Genomic DNA, 19238 nt, shown 5'->3' on the forward strand with positions numbered 1-19238 from the left:
AAAGTCGCTTTACTATTTGTTTCATAGTAAAGCGACTTTCTGTGTTTTTTGGATATTAATATGGAATTTGAAAAATAGTAAAAGTTACGCCTATAAAGCGAAACTCTCTCCGTTGTATCAATGAAATGAAGGATACTTTTCGATTGTAGTCTCCATATCACTGGAAATAGATGTTATAGTCGGAATAGTTAGTTATTATGTTTGGTTGGAGATTTTGTGCTATTATAGAAAGAGTTAAATATATTTTGCCTCAATTTATACTATTAATACTAAATTTAATTAACAGTATTTTATTAATGGAGGTTTGCATAATGTCAAATGAGATAATTGATAAAAAAAATGTGTTTAGTCCTGTGAGTTATGAAGTACTGTATGATCCAATCAAGAAAACAATACCGTTACTTGATGTTAAGATTCGTTCAGAGGAAGATGGAAGTGTATACTTTGCGGCCAATTTGATTGAAAAATGCATTGAGATTGCCAAAGAAATGAAACCAAAAATGTCAACAGAGTTTTTGGCTGAGATGCAAATGGATGAGTCAGCTATCTTCAATAATTTTGTTACACTAAATTTTAAAGATAAGCAAAAAGAGCATCGTATTTTGCTAAAGCTTATGGATCTAATGAAAGAAAAGATGCGATCAGCAGGAATCAAACCAATTAGTGACCCTCTTGCTATACTAAATAATGGGAAAACTTCTCCTTTTCTAACTTTGAAACGAGAACAAAAGCAATTGATATTTGGTAAATTGGCATATGAAACCACTGTAAAGCAGATGAGGCAGCAAAAAATTTTACGCTCAGATGATCTGAAGATCAGTTTCCAAACTGATAGACTATTAGATGACTTAAAAGAATCAATGGTTCGATATGTTAATCATCACCATGATCTATCTGAAGAGGAAAAAGAGGATATCGAAGAGCAAATTCGTTCGGAAGCATATTTGGTTGATTCTATACAACATTTCATTGAAGAGAATCGTTTTGCTACAATCAAGCGTTGTGCTAGCTTTTTGTATCTAGATTATATTCTTGATGGGATGGATAAAAAAGTTATTAAGAAATATCAAAATGAATTTTTAATGCTTAAAAATTATTTAAAACGATATGAACATTTTGAGGATATATGTACAAAATTTGTGCTTGAAGCTGAATATGAACCAATTGACATACTGGGCAAATCCCGTGATTTTTTAAATGCTGTTCGTCATGAACAAGTATTTGATTGTTTACCAATTATAGGCGAATTATCACAAATGATGATGGGGACAAATAGTGAAGGGAAAAGCATTGAACAATATGGGATGAGCCTAAAGTTAAACGGGATGGTACAAAAGGCGCAAAAAGAATCTTTTGTTTATCAGATTGATAAGCTAAAGGAGCTAGCTGAAGAGGGTGGGAAGAAAGATTATTTTGAATCCCCAAGAAAAATGCGAGATCAATTTTGGTACTCTATACGTGATCTTATTATTTTGAAGTACTTTTTGTTGTACTTAGATGATGACAATTATGATCCTATTTCAGAATTAATACGGGATTTAGATTATATTACTTCCTTTCATGGTAGTTCAAGTCAAGAAGAAGTTCATAAGCGTTTTAAAGACCTAGCAGAAAATTTCTATGAAAAGCATCAAGATGAAATTGATCGATTAAAATCAAACTTAAGGCAGATCAGTCAAATGCTACGTGATAGTTTAAATACTAATTTAAATAAAATAAATAATCAAAAACAAATAAAAGTCTATACACGATGGATGACTTTTTTTAAAAGTATTTTGGATGATCAGTTGCTGAAAGCAAATCGAGATCGTATTTTACGAAAAGAACTAAATACACATAATTATAAATACACAATCTTAACCAAAGACCCAATGAAAGAAAAAAGTTTATTTAGTTTTGAATATCGCATCGAGTTTAGTAATCGATTTATATATGCTCACTCTGGACAAGAAAAGATCAGCTTGGAAAATAGAGTTAGTAAAAAGGACCAAACAATGACAGTAATGTTTTTGCCGAGTGTAAAGCGTGATTCTAGTATGTTAAGTCAAAAATCTGAAGAGATTTTAAGAGAAAATCAAGCTCTGCAAAAAATCTATATACCTTATCCACCCAAATTATTTACAAATGATCATAAGCAACAAATTAACCGTTTTCTATTTTTATTTGTCTATCGATTGATAGTTTATCTATTCTTATTGGCTTATACTAAGCAATTATCAAAAGAAAACCAATATTTTTTCCTTGGACTATGGCATATTCATGAATACTATAGTGAGGGTTACACCTCAATGGATACGCTTATTCGTAGATTTTGTAAGGAATTAGAATTTCTATTTGGGATGAGCCATCCAGCTGGTTCACAAGGATTTGTATTGGGAACAAAGAATGATAATGTGAAAAATGATAATACGAGCTGGTCAATGTATGCTAATATCCGTAAACAATTCCAATTAGAGAATCCAATTCAAAAAGATAAAATCGCTATCGTTACAATTACCTCTCATAAAACAGATACTTCAAAAGACCATCGTGACAAACAGTATCGTACAGGGATTTTTGGTGAAGTATATGGAATTTACAGTCAGAATAACTTAAGTGTTTTTAAACGATTATGGACTTTCTTTGATCATAATGATGAAACCATTTTTAAGCGATCACCTGTACTGGAAGATATGATGCATCGGTTGTATCAGGATGGTTTTAGACATGTTTTGTTTGTAGCTAAAGCGCCCTATACCAGTACATTTCTTAATAAAAAAGAGGATCAAAAGGAACTCTATTTTATGAATGAAGAATTATTGACCTCGTTGTTGCCTGCTGAGGATTTTCGACTATATCCCATTCATTATCATGTCAAAAGTGTTCATGATATGCGAAAAGGAAACTATCAAAAAAACGCACTCTTTATCGAAGATACTAGCGATATCCAGAAAAATCTTTATCAAGATCATGAAGGCCTGGTTCCGATTTTACAACTGTATAGTGGGAATAGCTTACCAAGGAAAAATAATCCTTTTGTTTATCATAGTCTGATTACCTATCAAACATGGAACCGTATTTATAAAGACGAAGTATTAAATAATGCGATTCAAACAGGTCTTATTAATCCAGAGGGTATCAAAGCAGATCTTATTCGTGCACTATTGCTCTTGCATACAGTTCGTTTTGAAGCAGATAAAAAGAACCAAATGACCATCGTAGTAGATCCATATAAGAGGTTAATAGGAAATGATGGTGTAGCAAGACGATCGGTGATTGAAGTTCCATGGGGAGATAGAGTGATAAAGAATAATCAGCTTGCTTATTTTTCCTATTTGCATAGTAAAGTTTTTGATAAGAAGGAGAAAGTATAATGGAAAACTATAAAAACGATTATGGTTATGTTTATGAATACGGCTATAATATTGGGTTGTTTTCAGGATTGGTACAATTAAAATCTAAGCGACAGATCTCAATCAAGGATGAGAAAATAAATCGTATAAAAAAATGGCTTGCTCGTAATGACCAAAACGTATCTGCACTTATTATTTCCTTTTGCCGAAAACACTCCATTACAGACCAAGTGATGATAGAGAGAGTTCGTCGAAATATTTGCCGGATATTTTTCTTTGCATTTTTTGCCGGTCAACAGATGGTACAAAATTATGTAAAGTCTATAGGAATGCGACCAGAGGTTATTTACCTCCAAATTAATACCAGTGATCCATTAAATCGAGGCCTAAATCAAAAAAAAAGCCATGAGGTAATCACTCAGGAGGTTGCTGAAGCATTCAAATACGATATGAAACCTTCAGAGATCGATTCTTATCAGCAGAAAGGAAATTTTTTGAAAGCCGATAGCATTATTTTATTGAAGGCAAGGAGACGCTATTTTTTATTGGTAACTGATAATAGTTTGTATCTACACCACTTAGTCGATGTTGAGGAGCCATATCAACTTTTACAAAAGTTATTACAAATTAGAGGTGAACTAGGAGCTAAGACAAAGTTTCGACATATGTCAATAGAAATGCCTAATATAGAAGATATCCAATTGGATGAAATATTAATAAAATATGCTGGTATGATTAGGGATAAGAGTTTGTTAAAAATAGTGCAAGCAAGCTCTTACGCTTATTCATTTTTGCAATTTATTTCTAAAAGAGATGTTCCAGTGAAGGAATTTTATGTTTCGATCATGGCGCAGGTCGATTATGATTACTCTTTAATCAATTTTTCACTGCCCCAGAGTCATTGGCAGCAGACAGAAAAAGGAGATTTACTGTATAAATGTTTTGAGACATACCGAAAAGATATTCAGTGGTCGGATTTGGATTACATGGAGATTCCAAAAGATGTTAAGAGATTATTGCGTAATAATATTCTACATAATACAGCAATAAATAAAGATGAACTATCAGAATTTATGGAGCATGTAGAAGGGAACTATATGATCTCAGACTATATTGAGGGGTTTCAAGGTACAGCAGATAAAAATGATGCAGGTCTAACGTTTCGAGATACTCATGCCGAAGAAGTAAAAAAAGGTTTAAATAACCCTGAGCAAAAAATTCTTTTTTTAACGGGGAATCCTGGGATTGGAAAAACAACGGCAATTAGTGATGAATTGAAAAAACACGAGAAATTTTTTTTTCTTTATACAAGCTGCCGACGTGCAGTTAATGACGATATTTTAGATAAGTTTAGCAAAGAAAATCGTTTGTTTTCGGATGACCTAGTTGTATTAAATACCACATATACAGATGAAGAAAAAATAAATGGTCAAACAGTACATGTAGTCAACGTAGTAATCAATGACTGGGATCGACTTCCTAAAAATGGGAAAATTACCTATCTTAAAAAATTTCGGGATCGAGATTTTGAAGCAGGATCAACACCTTTTTATAATGCAGGTGATAATGAATTTAGAGAGCTTTATCAAGCGCGACCGGGAGTGTTACAGCGGTTATCTGAAGGGATTTGCGAACAGATAAACAATCCAAGGATTAATAAAGTGATAGGGACGTTTTCTATTCAAGCACTGAAAAGAACAAGGCGAAAAAGTAATACCATGGAGCATATTTATCGAATGTTTCCTTTTGTAAAAAAGCGAGCAGAGACAGATATTAGCATCAACCTAGATGCATTTGACCAGTTTGTAGAAAGATATCCGGTTTGTTGGATTATGATTGATGAAATCACAGGAACAGATGAGGGAGCATACCTATATCAGTTATTGAAAAAGTTTTTATTCAAAGATATTTATCAAGAGCTAGATTCACAGCGTAGAGCGAAGTGGAATGTAAAATTAATTATCGCTGATGCTTCTATCACTAACGAAACAATTATTCAGCAAAGTTTGGAGAGTCGAGAATCATTTGATTATCCAAAGGTATATATAACTCAAGGTGAACAAGACATAAAATCATTGGAAAGCAAGGAAATCTCTATATCTGTATGTAACGGAACATCACTTAAAGGTTGGTTTGTAAATGCAAATTCTTATCCAGCTAGTAAATTAAAACTTTCTTATCATATTGGGGTACAAGGAATTCGATTGGATAAAGAGCAAACAAAAAAATCATCAAACAAGCGAATAGAGAATGAAAAAAGGATAGAGGATAAGCATGATGCAATAATTTTGGAAAAAATTTTTACTCACATTAGTGGAGCGCAACAAGAGCAAATCATTGTCTATGTACAAAATATCCATCGGATTGAAAAATTAAAACAAATGTTTATTGAACGATATATTCAAGAAAATGGGAAAGAACCACAAGAATATGAACAGTATATGACTATCACTTCACAACTTACACCAAAAGAACGGCTAACAGCATTGAAGGTAACTGATCAAGTACAATGTGTATTTATGACCAGTTCTGCGTCACGAGGCATTTCCTTTCCTAATGCAACCAAAATTTTAGCAGTTCTACAAACCTTTCGCTTGGAAAGGGAATTGGTAGAACAGGTACAAGTTTACTATCGGATGAGAGGGCATAAAGAATGGGATCATGGCAAGGAAAAAATGATTGAATTTTTTGTTGTAGATTCCTATGTATATGATCTAAAAACTGAACAAGGACAGAAAGATCGAACATTAATTCACTTGCTATCCTTTTTAACACTTGTTCGAGCTTGTTTAGTTAGCCGAATGTTTGGTGAGTCTAAGATTGGGAGAAATTCATTTAGTCTTGTTCCATTGGGGGGGAAGGGAATTACCCCTATCCAGAATAGCATAATCCAAGATGTAGCAGAGATTATCAGACTATCAAAAAAAGAACTTGCAAGAAAAGGGAGATTTGACTTATTACGTGAATTAACAGAGGAACTGGAGCGTGTATTCGGTACTATTCAAGTGCAGACAAACGATGAGATCTATCGAACAGGGTATGAGCCAGATAATATATTTCAAAGATTTGTAGATTGTGCAAAATATAATTTGGCCAATCTGCTTGATTTTCAACCTTTTCATTCGTATTTTTTTGTCAATGGCATGATTATTTTCCGTATACAAAAAGAGTTTAGTCAAAGAGCATCTTTTTCTGTTTCTGATCGTCAGAGTAACCTAGAGTTGAAACAAAAAATAAAACAAGTAAAAAATACAGATCTTTCAGATGACCTTAAGAAAAAACTAAATCGAATTTATGATTTACTTGACTATGAACAAAGGCAACAAGGTAAATTAGCTAATGTGTTTCGGGAGGAGCTTTTTGGTCAGCAAAGGTATGTCGCTTTTCCGATCCTTGCTTTTACAATGGTTGAACAGTTAACTAAAAAGAAAACACCTCAAAATCTTGAGGAAAATTATTTAGATGTCTTGCGTGGTCTGGTTCAATCTTTTACCGATGTGTCTTCTGTTACACCAATTACCTCAGATTATCAAAAGATACCCTTTATTACCTTTCAAAGTGATGCTTTAGAACAAATGTTTACTAATCGGTTTCAACGTAACCAATTATTTGCTTCTACAGAAACAAATATGATAAACTTACTTCTTTTAGCTGAAATATAACATAAAGTGACAATTTAAATTACTTATATGTTGTATGCAAGGTTATAGTTGAGAGTCATAAAGGATGGAACCTGGTTCGGTGTCATTGAATGTTTAAAATAATGTAAGGCTCAACTATATATTAGAAGAAGTATCTACATCTATTTAGAAAGTGCTTTTAGAGGTAAGTATTTTGGCAAGGGAATACTAAGTTTTGAGTTATACGAAATCAAAATCTACTATAGTTATTGATAAGCAAAGTCCCATCCGTCTAATCTATTAATTAATAAACAGATGGGACTTTTTGATTGTGTAGTTTCTATATTAATGGACAACCAACGGCTTTTAGAGTCATGATGACTTAGACATTCCCTTTGTCGTCGATATCTACATCATAAGCAAATGCAAATATTGAATTTTGTGACTTGAAAAGGAAGAGTCGAATTACTTACCAAAGGCTAGAATAGTAACGATTAAGAGGTAATTTAATGTTGGATGCATTAAAACATAGCATTAATGACTCTAGTCTACGGCCTACGGCTGGGTAGGTTAAATATATTGAAAAAGACGAGGCACTAGGACTATTTGTAGTTATGTTACAGATTTTTTCTGAGGCAAAGCTCGAGGATCAAGAACTTAATAGACTAGTTGTGTTTGATGAAGCACATAAATACATTGAAGATTTAGTATCAGAACTTGTAGAAGTTGTATGGGAAATGAGACATAAAGGCACAAATATTATGGTGGCTTCTCAAGATCCGCCAGAGCTGCCGAAGTTTTTGATACAATGTAAGAGAAGAGGGGAAGTGGATAAAATGGAAGTGGCTAAGAGATTCAGTTATTAGCAAAACTACCAAAAATAATTTAGATAAGATTTGGAATAGAGAAAAAGAATGGGTTGATTTTAGTGGATGACTTAAGAAGTTTAATATAAAAAATCAGGAGGCATCACATTGGAATTTGACGTCATTGTAGTTGGTGCTGGCTTATCAGGGCTGGTCACAACTGCAGAAGTGGCAGAGGCGGGGAAAAAAGTGTTGCTTTTAGATCAGGAGCCAGAAGCCTCTTTAGGTGGGCAGGCTTGGTGGTCGTTCGGCGGATTGTTTCTTGTAAATTCTCCAGAGCAGCGCAGGATGGGGATTAAGGATTCACGAGAACTAGCATGGCAAGACTGGTTGGGATCGGCTGGTTGGGATCGTGAAGGAGATGAAGATGCTTGGGGGAAGAAGTGGGCAGAGGCGTATGTTGACTTTGCTGCTGGGGAGAAGCGGGCATGGTTAGGCTCATTAGGAGTTCGCTTTTTTCCGATTGTAGGTTGGGCAGAACGTGGTGGATATCTCGCAGAGGGGCATGGCAACTCTGTCCCAAGGTTTCACATCGTATGGGGAACAGGTCCAGGAATCGTGGCTCCATTTGAGTGGAAGGTTCGAAATGCGATGAAGTCAGGACTGGTAGACTATCGTCCACGTCATCAGGTTCATGAATTGATTACACATGATGGTGTAGTTATTGGAGTTCGTGGCTCAATTCTTGTTCCCAGTTCGGCCAAACGGGGTGAAGAAAGCTCTCGGGAAGTCATTGGTGATTTTGAGTTTCATGCACAAGCGGTTGTGGTTTCCAGTGGAGGGATTGGCGGAAATCATGAACTAGTCAGAGCAAATTGGCCGTCTCGATTAGGAAAACCTCCAAAAACAATGCTCTCTGGTGTTCCTGCGCACGTGGATGGTCGCATGCTGAGCATTACCGAGCGAGCAGGCGGACGCATTGTCAACAGGGACCGCATGTGGCATTACACCGAGGGGATAAAGAATTGGAATCCCATTTGGGCAAAACATGGAATCCGTATTCTTCCAGGTCCTTCATCCCTTTGGTTTGATGCAAGAGGGCAGCGATTTCCTGCTCCCAATTTCCCCGGCTTTGATACCTTAGGAACCTTAAAAGCGATTCAACAGACGGGATATGATTATTCGTGGTTTATTTTAACCAAAAAGATAATTGAAAAGGAGTTTGCTCTGTCCGGTTCAGAACAAAATCCGGATTTAACGGGTAAAAGTATTCGCATGGTCTTATCCCGAGCCTTTGCTGGTATTCCAGATCCTGTACAGGCTTTTCTGGATCATGGTGAGGATTTTGTCGTAGCACATACGCTGCCAGAACTCGTTGCTGGAATGAATAAAATGATAGGTGAGCCTTTGATAAAGCTTTCGGATATAGAGCGACAGATTATGGCGAGAGATCGTGAAATGGAGAATAAATTTAATAAGGATTTACAAATTACTGCGTTACGTGGTGCACGGCACTACCTAGGAGATCGACTGATTAGAGTAGCCACTCCGCATCCATTTCTTGACCGGAAGAATGGCCCGCTCATTGCCGTTCGTTTGCATATCGTGAGTCGGAAAACGCTTGGAGGGCTGCAAACGGATCTATCTGGACGGGTTCTTGATTCAATGGGAAACCCAGTTCCAGGGCTCTATGCAGTAGGAGAAGTGGCTGGATTTGGAGGTGGAGGCTTGCATGGCTATCGAGCTTTAGAGGGGACGTTTCTTGGTGGTTGTCTCTTTACAGGAAGACAAGTAGGTCGAGCCCTTACGAAGCTTTAAGGAATCATGCACGCAACTTCTAAAATTATATCTTAAGAAAGAGTTAGTTATTGGTAATTATAAAGTTAACTTGGCAGAATCTGGGGCAAGAGTCTATCAATTAGTATTTGAGGATTAGAAAAAATATGATTGCTCATGTCACCCCTACCTAGTCAAAAGGTAGGGATGACATTTGATAATATATGTAAATAATGAAAGATATCTCAGGGTACATGATAGAAATGAATATATCAATCTTCCTTCTGTTGTATTATTGAAAAAAGAAAGAGTGGACACACACAAATAATTTGTACACAAGTATTTTGTATAAAAATTATTTGTGTTAAAATATTGTAAAGAAAGGGGAGATTCGAAGAATGGGGAAAGTCGAACATTGCATAACTTTCCTATTGGGGAAAGCTTATCAAAAATCGCAACAAATCGCGAAACAACACTTAAATGCATTTCAAATCACACCAGTACAATATGCTGTGTTGCTCATTTTGTGGGAAAAGGACGGACAGTATATTGCCGAATTGGGAACTCGCTTGAAATTAGACGGTGCTACGATGACAGGAATTATTGATCGTCTAGTACAAAAGAATCTGATTGAGAAACATGCAGATGCGAAGGATCGGCGTATAAATAAAATAATGCTAACCGAAAAAGGGAAATCTCTAGAAAATCAATTAATTAATGCGATGAATGCGGGTCATCAAGAAATATTATCTGAGTTAACTGAAACAGAGATGGTTACGTTAAAAGCTATCCTTGCAAAAATTGGAGATGTAAAAAGATGAGAATTCGCAAAGTCCATTATGCATGGATTGTTTTAACGGTCTCTTTTATAGGAGTGCTAGCTGCTCAAGGTGTTCGTCTTTCATTTGGTGCTTTTATTGAGCCGTGGGAAAAAGAGTTTTCGGTAAGTAGAGGAACCATCTCGGTAATTTCTTTCGTTAGTTATATTATCTTTGGTATTTCACAACCATTAATTGGTAAGTTGATTGACAGGTTTGGGATTAGAAAGATATTTATATACAGTATGTTTATTGTAGGTGTATCAACAATCGGTAGCTTTTTTGCAACGTCAGTTTGGCAGCTGTTAATCATTTATGGAATTGTTGCTTCATTGGGATTTGGTGGAGCCTCGGGTCTAACTGCTTCTGTAGCCATAACCAAATGGTTTCATACGAAGCGTGGATTTGCTTTAGGATTGGTAGAGGCTGGTTTTGGAGCTGGACAGATGATTTTAGTGCCTAGTTCTATTTTATTGATTGACATTATAGGTTGGAAGTACACAGTCATGTCTCTAGGTATTTTTCTGCTTTTGGTTATTACTCCAATTTTACTTTTCTTATTGCGTGATGAACCATCTAAGATGGGTTTAAAAGCATTAGGACAGCAAGAAATAGAGGAGAAAGGGGATGTTCAATCCACGGTTGCAAAGACGATCAACCGAAGCGTGTTGACAAGCAGAGAATTTTGGTTTTTAATCATTCCCTTTTTTATTTGTGGATTTACGACCACAGGGCTTATGGATACACATCTTATCCCTTTTACACAGAATTGTGGTTTTTCTCCAACAGTAATTAGTATTGCTGTAAGTAGCTTAGCTGCTTTTAACGTAATTGGAACATTAATCTCTGGTGTCATTGCTGATCGATATAGTAATCGATTATTTCTTTCTTTACTTTATTTTGTTCGAGCGTTAACGATTGCTTTTCTTCTTATATTATCTAGTAATCTCCAGCTATTAGCCATTTTCTTGCACTACCCTATTTTATTATATCTATTCTCGTTTTCCTTTGGATTGGTAGATTTTGCTACAGTTGCTCCCACAATTAAATTGATTTCTACTTATTTTGAAAAGCAGCCGATCGGCTTAATCACTGGCTGGCTTTTTTTTAGTCATCAAATCGGTTCTGCTCTCGGCTCTTATCTTCCAGGTTTATTGTTTGACTGGTCGCGCAGTTACCAACTATCCTTCTCGATATCGATTGCTCTACTAATTATTGCGGGAATGCTCAGTGTTTTTTTACCAGAAGCGCATATTAAAAAACAAAACCAGCTGCAGAAGAAGATGGGGTCAGTCTAATAGTGATATTTGTTTACAGCATGTTGCATTATTCGATTGAAAGTCCAGATCATACCTAGAGGAAGTCACGAATCGTTTTTGTGTAGGATCGACTTTTGCGCCGAATCTTTATCGGGAGTGAGTGGGGAAGCGATGAACGGCTGATTAAGAAGGTAGCCTCTGTTTAATAAAGTGAAATGTATTGATCAAGAAAGGTTCCCATGACATGAATATGGGAGCTTTTTATTGTCATGAAAGTAGTATAGGTTTAAGAAATTTTCGTTTCAAGTAGAAGGTTTTTAAGTAAATATGTCAAGGGATAAGCCAATAGCTCTTAGAACGATATCATTAATGAGAAAAGCAAAGCTATACAACTAAAACGAAGATTAAGAAGAAGAATCAGTTGCCAAATCCCTACCTCTTAGAAATTAGCGAAGGTGGTGGTGTTCAAAATAAACTTTTTTAAGAGGAAAGTAAGAAACCACCCTAAATGGGTGGTTATGAGGGTTTATAACCTTCGTTCCTGCCTGTTACGCATTTCCACTTTAACATATAAAATAATTATGTCAAGTTCAATTTATCAAAATACACATTGATTTTTTGCCTTTATAAAATAAGCTGTTATATACCATTTATTTAAGAGTAGTTGGTAGAATAGGATACTTTCGGGGTTTGTCCTACACACCCTATTTCATTTCCTCGAAGATATTTGTTTCAACTTAAATATTTCATTTACGGTTTTCTAATCATTAGGTAAATCTTTGTTAATTGTCTATAACGGACAGTTTAAGTCCCAATAAATCCCGAATTGATCGATCAGCTTACCATATTTTGCTCCCCAAAATGTGTCTTGAAGAGGCATTAAGACTTTGCCATCTTGAGATAAGTCATGAAACACTTTCTCTATCATATCCACTGATGTTAGCATTAAAGTAAGACTTATTTGATTTCCAAAAGTAATTGCATTGTTTTGAAGCATATCTGAGAAATAAATAGCTTGATCTTGATCACCTAATTCTAAATGTCCATGTAATAATTTATCCCTATCTTCTTCGTTACAAGGGATATCGGGTACGTCTCGATAACGTTGAAGAGTAACGATTTTTCCACCGAAAACCTCTTTATAGAAATTCATTGCTTTCTCGCTATTCTCTGGTAAAAGGATATACGGATTAATTTTCATGAAAATTGATTCAGCTTCCTTTCATCATATAATGGCTCCCACTTTATTAGAACTTCAGATTGGATGTTCCATGTTTAACTCTGTAATTGGTAGTATCTCCAGTTTTCAAGATAAATTCATCGTCTGTTTTTCTTTCGGGGTTTTTTGGTATTTGTTTTTGCTATAGAATTATATGAGGTGATTTTCAATGAAGATCTCCACGGAGGCAAATGAATTTCTTAAAAAACTAATGAAGAAGAGAAATAAAAGTGGAATTCGAATTGGATATAATGAGAGCAGCACATGTGGACTATCTAATTTTAATTTAATATTTGATCACTTTAAAAATGGAGATTATGTAAAAGTAAAAAATGGTTTGACGATCTACTATAGGGATGATGTAGCTAGTTATTTACATCGCTTATATATATCATTTGAAAATGGAAGATTAGAGTTAAGAGATATTGAATAGAAGATGTTTAGTAGAGAATTTCTATATTTGTAATCATCTTATTTACTTATGACACTTTTATCAATTATTGACATAAAATGGATTAGTAGATAAAGAAAAAACCAATCCATTTTATGAATAGCACTTATAAATGCAGATGATTTCTTATGTAAACATATTTAGTTTATATATGACTTACCCTTAATAGATAGTAGGGGTACATAACAATCTAAACTATTTATTGACTATATGTGGCTTTACTGCGAGTAAGTTAGCTTCTAACTTAGCGACTATCTCAATAGACACTTTATATTTAAATAAAACCCGCCTTAGATGTTTGAGTGCTATGTTATACTCTTCGGAAGTAATTTGTAAACCTTTATGAGCCATGCGTAAAGTTTTTCCAGAATAAGAAGCAGGTCCATTTAAAAAGAAAGTGACAAAGAAAGAAGTAAAGTGTTTTTGTAATACATCTAAGTCCACATTTACAAAGAGGTGGCTTAGCTGATCATCTACAAGTAGTCGATCATAAAATTCTGCGACCACCGTTTCTACCGTAGAGATTCCGCCTAACTGATTGAATAAGGTTCCTTTTGTCGAAGATCGTGTCATTTTTCTCCTCCTATTGTTTCTTACAAAGATAATCTTATATAGTCATTAGAGTGTTTTCTCTCTATCATATAGGAAGTGTCAATTATTTTCACCCCCAATTAATGACTGAAAATTTAAAGTAGCATCCCTTAATTGAATATAAATAGGGTTATAAGGTATTGAGAATAGAGCTTATGATTTAAATACTACCTAATTATGATATTAGATGAAAAAAATTGAAATAACAATTGTTTGTATGTTAGAATCAATATAATGAAAATATATAAGGGTATTTTTATACCTTATTAATTGAATTTTATTATTTTAATAATGATAGTATGTTATAATGCAGCATCCGAGTAAAACCTAGATTCTTTTTTTGGGGGAGCCATGAATCGCTGTTGTGTAAGAGCGAGTTTCTTAAAAGGGACAAGAGCAAAGCTCTAAAAAACTCTACGAACTGTAAGATAGCAGGAGTGAGATAGCGATGACGGCTTATTTAGCGGACAGCCTCATGATGAATAGGAGATGATTAATATTGGCAACCATTTATGAGCAACTAGGTGGAGAAGTGGGTATAGCCCAAGCGGTTGATATTTTCTATGAGCTAGTTTTAGAAGATGAAAGAATTAATTATTTATTTGAAAAAACAGATATGGCGAAATTAAAAAGACATCAAGCTGCCTTTTTAACTTTTGCAACGGGAGGTCCTAATAAATATACAGGGCAAAGTATGCAAGCGGCGCATAAAGGATTACATATTACTCAAGAACAGTTTCAAGTGGTTGCTTCACATTTAGCAAGTACACTCAAAGTACTTCATGTTCAAGATCATTTAATTGAACAAGTGATACAAACAGTTGCTCAATTAGAAAAGGATATTGTCTCACGTTAAGAAAAAACTTTCAAATCAAAAAGCACCAAGCGTTCCTATGGATATGCGAACGCTTGGTGCTTTTTGTGATAAATGGTTTTATAAAACTGGCCCTCTGTAACTACGAAAAATAACTATTTTCTTAAAAGGAGATAGAGATATTAATAGATAAATTTATAAGGATAGAATGATTTTCCAACAGGCTATTGGATACTATTTCTTCACATACAATCACCGAATAAATGTTCGTTAAACTACTTGGCAACATGTTAAAAACAAGGTATGATGTTCATAGTTATTTTAAAACACTTTTTGTGGGTAGAGGAGAGTGACATATATGTCCGATCGCCGTCAGGCATTAGAAATGGCACTTAGACAAATTGAAAAACAATTTGGTAAAGGTTCGATTATGAAGCTAGGGGAAAATGCTTCTACGCAAGTTGAAACGATTTCGAGTGGAGCATTGGCATTAGATATTGCCCTTGGTGTAGGCGGATATCCAAGAGGACGGATTATTGAAATATATGGGCCTGAGTCTTCAGGTAAAACGACGGTAGCCTTACATGCGATCGCAGAAGTACAACGATCCGGTGGTCAAGCAGCATTTATCGACGCCGAGCACGCTCTCGACCCAGTATATGCACGTAATTTAGGTGTAGATACCTCAGAATTGTTACTTAGCCAACCCGATACGGGAGAACAAGCTTTGGAGATTGCTGAGGCATTAGTACGTAGTGGAGCAGTTGACATTATTGTCATCGACTCTGTTGCAGCTCTGGTTCCTAAAGCGGAAATTGAAGGGGAAATGGGAGATTCACATGTAGGTTTACAAGCGCGCTTGATGTCTCAAGCACTTCGTAAATTATCAGGAGCCATTAATAAATCAAAAACGATTGCGATCTTTATTAACCAGATTCGGGAGAAAGTAGGAGTTTTATTCGGTAATCCTGAGACAACACCAGGTGGACGGGCGCTTAAATTCTACTCAAGTGTTCGTTTAGAAGTGCGTCGCGCTGAACAAATCAAACAAGGTAATGAACTTGTTGGAAACCGGACGAAGATTAAAGTCGTTAAAAATAAAGTAGCACCTCCATTTAAAGCTGCAGAAGTAGATATTATGTACGGAGAAGGAATTTCGAAAGAAGGCAGTGTGTTAGATATTGCCTCTGACTTAGATATTGTCAATAAAAGTGGAGCTTGGTATTCTTTTGAAGGAGATCGTTTGGGGCAAGGGCGAGAAAATGCGAAACAGTTCCTAAAAGAACATACAGCTATTTGCCTCAAAATCGAAAATCAGATTCGTTCACATCATCATTTACCACTTGCACAAGTGAAAGAAGAAGCAGAGCAGAAGGAAAACAAGAAAGAGAAAAAAGCGAGAAAATCGGATATCGAATCACCGGTCCTCGGAGTTGAATCATAAAATAATGGTGATAAACCATGGAGACGGATCATATTACACAGATTGAAAAGAAGTCAAGTATTACCAAACGCTATCATATTTATGTGAGTGGAGAATTTTTACTTTCGATTCATGAAGATGTTTTGGTGAAATACGGACTTTATAAAGGGATGCCTATTGATAAAGAACAGATTCAAGAGCTTTTGGAAGCAGAAGAGTATAATCAGGTTCGACAATCCGCTTTACGCTATTTAAGTTATAAACCACGAACAGTCCAAGAGTTGCGACAACACTTAGCTAAAAAAGAGTATCGTGAAGGATATGTGAAAAAAGTTATAGTAGAAATGCAGAAATTAGGATACTTAGATGATAAACAATATGCACAAGCTTGGATTGAGGAAAGAAAACATCGCAAGGGATATGGATCTTTGCGTTTAAAGAATGAGTTAAAACGAAAAGGAATTGCTCCAGAGTGGATTGACGAAGCAATTTCTCAGATGGACGACAACCAAGAGCGCCAGCTAGCCATGGAAGTGGCTCAGCGGCGCTATCTTCGTATTCATCATGAATCTTGGCCAAAAATTGAACGTAAACTAGGGCAGTTTTTACAATATCGAGGTTTTTCGATAGAAGTGGTGTATGCTACTTTGCAAAAGATTCGCTCCATGCATCTGGGAGAGGAGATCGATTAGGATGCGTTTACTTTATCTAACGGATACACATATTCGTGGAACTTCACCGCGAAGTCGTATCGATGACTTTTCCGAAGCATTACGACACAAGTTGACAGAGATTCGAGAGATTGCCGAACGCGAACAGGTGGATGTAATTTTACATGGGGGCGATGTATTTGATCGTCCCAATCTCTCACCTTCTGTCGTGCGTGAATTTGCTCGTTTGTTTCGGGACTTGGCTGTACCCATTTATGCGATTGCTGGTAATCATGATATTTATGGTCATAATCCAGATACGATTGACCGAACGATGTTAGGATTACTGGATGCCTTTGGGACGATTCGTTTACTGCAAACAGGGGAAGTGATTTCTTTAGAAAAAGACGGGATCACCGTTCAGCTTACAGGTCAATCATTTCACTATGATTTGGACAAGCGGAGTTGTCGGTTAGATTATTGTGTCGAAAATCAGATTGGAGCGAAGTACTGTATACATATGGTACATGGAATGTTAGTCGATCGTGCTTTACCAGATAGTGTAGCTCATACGATGGTTCAACACTTATTTGAACAAGAGAACCAAGCTGATATTTTGCTAACGGGTCACTATCATGCTGGATTTCCGATCCGAGAGCGAAGTGGCAAATATATTGTGAATCCAGGTGCCTTAGCACGGATTAATAACCATCCATCTGAAATAGGACGCATGCCCCAAGTTGCTTTAATCGATTTAACAGATGGAATTCAAATTCAGTTGATTCCTTTAGCTTGTGCGGCTAAAGGTGAAACAGTAATCGATCGTTCTTACTTAGAACAAGCTGCGTATCGGCAAGAAAAATTGGCTGCTTTTGTACAAGAAGTTGAATCAGTCAATGATTTTAAAGTGATTGGTGTTGGGGAGATCATCGAAACGATTGCCCATGCTGAAAAAGTGGATGAAGAGGTTAAATTTGAAGCGATGAGGCGGATTTCCGTTGCAGAGCAAGATGAAGGGGAGACCAATTTGTGAAGGGACTTAAAAAGCTAGTCATCGAAAACTTTCAATCACATGAGCGAACAGAGATTGACTTTGTCTTTGGTCTAAATGTTTTGGTAGGTCCCTCTGATAGTGGAAAGAGTGCGATTCTACGAGCATTGCGGTGGGTGTTATTTAACATGCCACGTGGTACTGACTTTATACGAAGAGATGCAGATCGCTGTCAAGTTACCTTAACACTTATGGATAATACCCAAATTATACGCCTTAGAAGTGCATCGATTAACCGCTATACCTTAATTAATCCAGAGGGGCAGGAGCAAATTTTTGAAGGATTTGGAAATACCGTTCCCCATGAAATTTTGGAGGCTCACCAAATTAAACCACTAAAATTGGATGAAAAGTGGGAAATGATCGTTCATGCTGGAAATCAGCTTGAAGGCCCTTTTTTATTATCTGAATCTAGTATAGCGAAAGCTAAAATAATTGGGAGTATCAGTGGTGCGCAGTTGATTGATCGTGCTTTGAAAGGGACCATCCAAGATCGGAAACAATTGAGTAAAAAAATGAGATTACTAGAAGAGCAAGCAGAAGCATTAGCCCATGAGCTTAAACCATATGAAAATCTATCTACTCTTGAAGAAGAGGTTCAAAAAGCTCAAGTCATCTATCAAGCGGTAAAGGAAAAACAAAGAAAGCTACAAAGATTAAGAGAGATTGCTAAGTATTATCATGAGATACAAAAGGAAAAAGAACAGCAACTATCTATATTAAAAGACTTAGAAAATGTACCCTTACTCGAGCAAAAGCAACTAGAGATTGAGATGAAAGCATTAGAGCGTAAACAATTAAAAAGCCTATGTGAGAGATGGATGGATAATCAACATCAGACGAAAATATGTAAAGAGCGAATACTTCAAACAGAAAAATTGCCAGTAGCTGAAAAAACTTTTTCAGAAGTACGATCTAAAAAAGAACAGTTAATCGCTCTTCGGAATAGTCAAGTAAAATGGGAACAAACCAAACAAGCATTAGATCATGTCAAGGATAAATTGAAGCAATGTCAACATGTACCACAAGCACAAAATCGGATAGAAGGTTTGGTTGCCAAGGTTGTTCGTTTACATCATTTACAGGGGAATAGAGAATTATGGAAACGGTTAAAATCTGAGAAAGATAGAGTAGAGAAGACGATTAGTTCAACTCAAGGGGTCTCAGATTTACAAAATAACATGGAGTTAATTGAAACAAAGAAGCAGAAGATGCAACACTTAGCAGGGCTTTATGATGATTTAATCGATACAAAGAAACGAATTAAAGCAGGTCGAGAGTATTATCTAACTCGACAGCATGAAATTGAAAGTTTATCAGATTTGTATGTGGAGCTATTAAAAGAGCAAGGAAACTGTCCTACTTGTGGAAACCAAGTTGACTCTTCCAAACTATTAGAACATCTACTAGAGGAATATATGGTATAAG

The 19238-nt window shown here is 35.8% G+C and carries 14 protein-coding genes; 12 read left to right on the forward strand and 2 right to left on the reverse strand.

The annotated features are described in order from the left end of the window. Window positions 1-311: 311 nt before the first annotated feature. The 6 genes from DL897_RS05185 (at window position 312) to DL897_RS05210 (ending at window position 11650) form a co-directional block, all read left to right on the forward strand. Window positions 312-3353 carry an SAM domain-containing protein gene (locus DL897_RS05185; RefSeq protein WP_113658071.1) on the forward strand — a complete coding sequence of 1014 codons (3042 nt, stop codon included), beginning with the start codon at window positions 312-314 and terminating at the stop codon, window positions 3351-3353. Beyond that, window positions 3353-6994, forward strand: coding sequence for a DEAD/DEAH box helicase family protein (locus DL897_RS05190; protein ID WP_113658072.1), 3642 nt, complete (start codon window positions 3353-3355; stop codon window positions 6992-6994). The genes DL897_RS05185 and DL897_RS05190 overlap by 1 nt, the downstream gene beginning before the upstream one ends. Before the next feature lie 572 nt (window positions 6995-7566). Further along, the gene (locus DL897_RS05195; protein WP_113658073.1) at window positions 7567-7818 is read left to right on the forward strand and encodes a hypothetical protein; all 252 of its coding nucleotides are present in this window, start codon (window positions 7567-7569) and stop codon (window positions 7816-7818) included. A gap of 108 nt (window positions 7819-7926) precedes the next feature. Beyond that, a complete protein-coding gene (locus tag DL897_RS05200) occupies window positions 7927-9576 on the forward strand; it encodes an FAD-binding dehydrogenase (protein WP_113658074.1) in 1650 nt (549 codons plus the stop codon). Window positions 9577-9932: 356 nt separating this feature from the next. Beyond that, a complete protein-coding gene (locus DL897_RS05205) occupies window positions 9933-10355 on the forward strand; it encodes a MarR family winged helix-turn-helix transcriptional regulator (RefSeq protein ID WP_113658075.1) in 423 nt (140 codons plus the stop codon). Then, window positions 10352-11650, forward strand: a complete 1299-nt coding sequence (locus tag DL897_RS05210) for an MFS transporter (protein WP_113658076.1) — start codon at window positions 10352-10354, stop codon at window positions 11648-11650. The genes DL897_RS05205 and DL897_RS05210 overlap by 4 nt, the downstream gene beginning before the upstream one ends. Window positions 11651-12401: 751 nt before the next feature. Here DL897_RS05210 and DL897_RS05215 read toward each other — a convergent pair. Continuing rightward, a complete protein-coding gene (locus DL897_RS05215) occupies window positions 12402-12812 on the reverse strand; it encodes a VOC family protein (protein ID WP_113658077.1) in 411 nt (136 codons plus the stop codon). Window positions 12813-12999: 187 nt separating this feature from the next. Here DL897_RS05215 and DL897_RS05220 point away from each other — a divergent pair, with 187 nt between their 5' ends. Further along, the gene (locus tag DL897_RS05220; RefSeq protein ID WP_113658078.1) at window positions 13000-13263 is read left to right on the forward strand and encodes an iron-sulfur cluster biosynthesis family protein; all 264 of its coding nucleotides are present in this window, start codon (window positions 13000-13002) and stop codon (window positions 13261-13263) included. A 213-nt stretch (window positions 13264-13476) separates the two neighbouring features. Here DL897_RS05220 and DL897_RS05225 read toward each other — a convergent pair whose 3' ends face one another. Then, window positions 13477-13854, reverse strand: coding sequence for a group I truncated hemoglobin (locus DL897_RS05225; RefSeq protein WP_113658079.1), 378 nt, complete (start codon window positions 13852-13854; stop codon window positions 13477-13479). Window positions 13855-14371: 517 nt separating this feature from the next. Between DL897_RS05225 and DL897_RS05230 the strand changes: the two genes are divergently transcribed. The 5 genes from DL897_RS05230 to DL897_RS05250 all read left to right on the forward strand — a co-directional run bounded on the left by DL897_RS05230 (window position 14372) and on the right by DL897_RS05250 (window position 19237). After that, window positions 14372-14728, forward strand: coding sequence for a group I truncated hemoglobin (locus DL897_RS05230; protein WP_240627273.1), 357 nt, complete (start codon window positions 14372-14374; stop codon window positions 14726-14728). Between the two features lie 316 nt (window positions 14729-15044). Beyond that, complete coding sequence (gene recA, locus DL897_RS05235; protein WP_113658081.1) at window positions 15045-16130, forward strand: recombinase RecA; 1086 nt, start codon at window positions 15045-15047, stop codon at window positions 16128-16130. Between the two features lie 17 nt (window positions 16131-16147). Next, entirely contained in the window at window positions 16148-16801 is a 654-nt protein-coding gene (locus tag DL897_RS05240; protein WP_113658082.1) for a regulatory protein RecX, read from the forward strand. 1 nt (window position 16802) lies between these two features. Then, on the forward strand, window positions 16803-17792 hold the full coding sequence (locus tag DL897_RS05245) for a metallophosphoesterase family protein (RefSeq protein ID WP_113658083.1): 990 nt from the start codon (window positions 16803-16805) through the stop codon (window positions 17790-17792). After that, entirely contained in the window at window positions 17789-19237 is a 1449-nt protein-coding gene (locus DL897_RS05250) for an AAA family ATPase (RefSeq protein ID WP_113658084.1), read from the forward strand. The genes DL897_RS05245 and DL897_RS05250 overlap by 4 nt, the downstream gene beginning before the upstream one ends. Window position 19238 lies beyond the last annotated feature (1 nt).

The organism is Thermoflavimicrobium daqui (genome assembly GCF_003313465.1).
In the GTDB taxonomy this organism is placed as follows: Bacteria; Bacillota; Bacilli; order Thermoactinomycetales; family Thermoactinomycetaceae; genus Thermoflavimicrobium; species Thermoflavimicrobium daqui.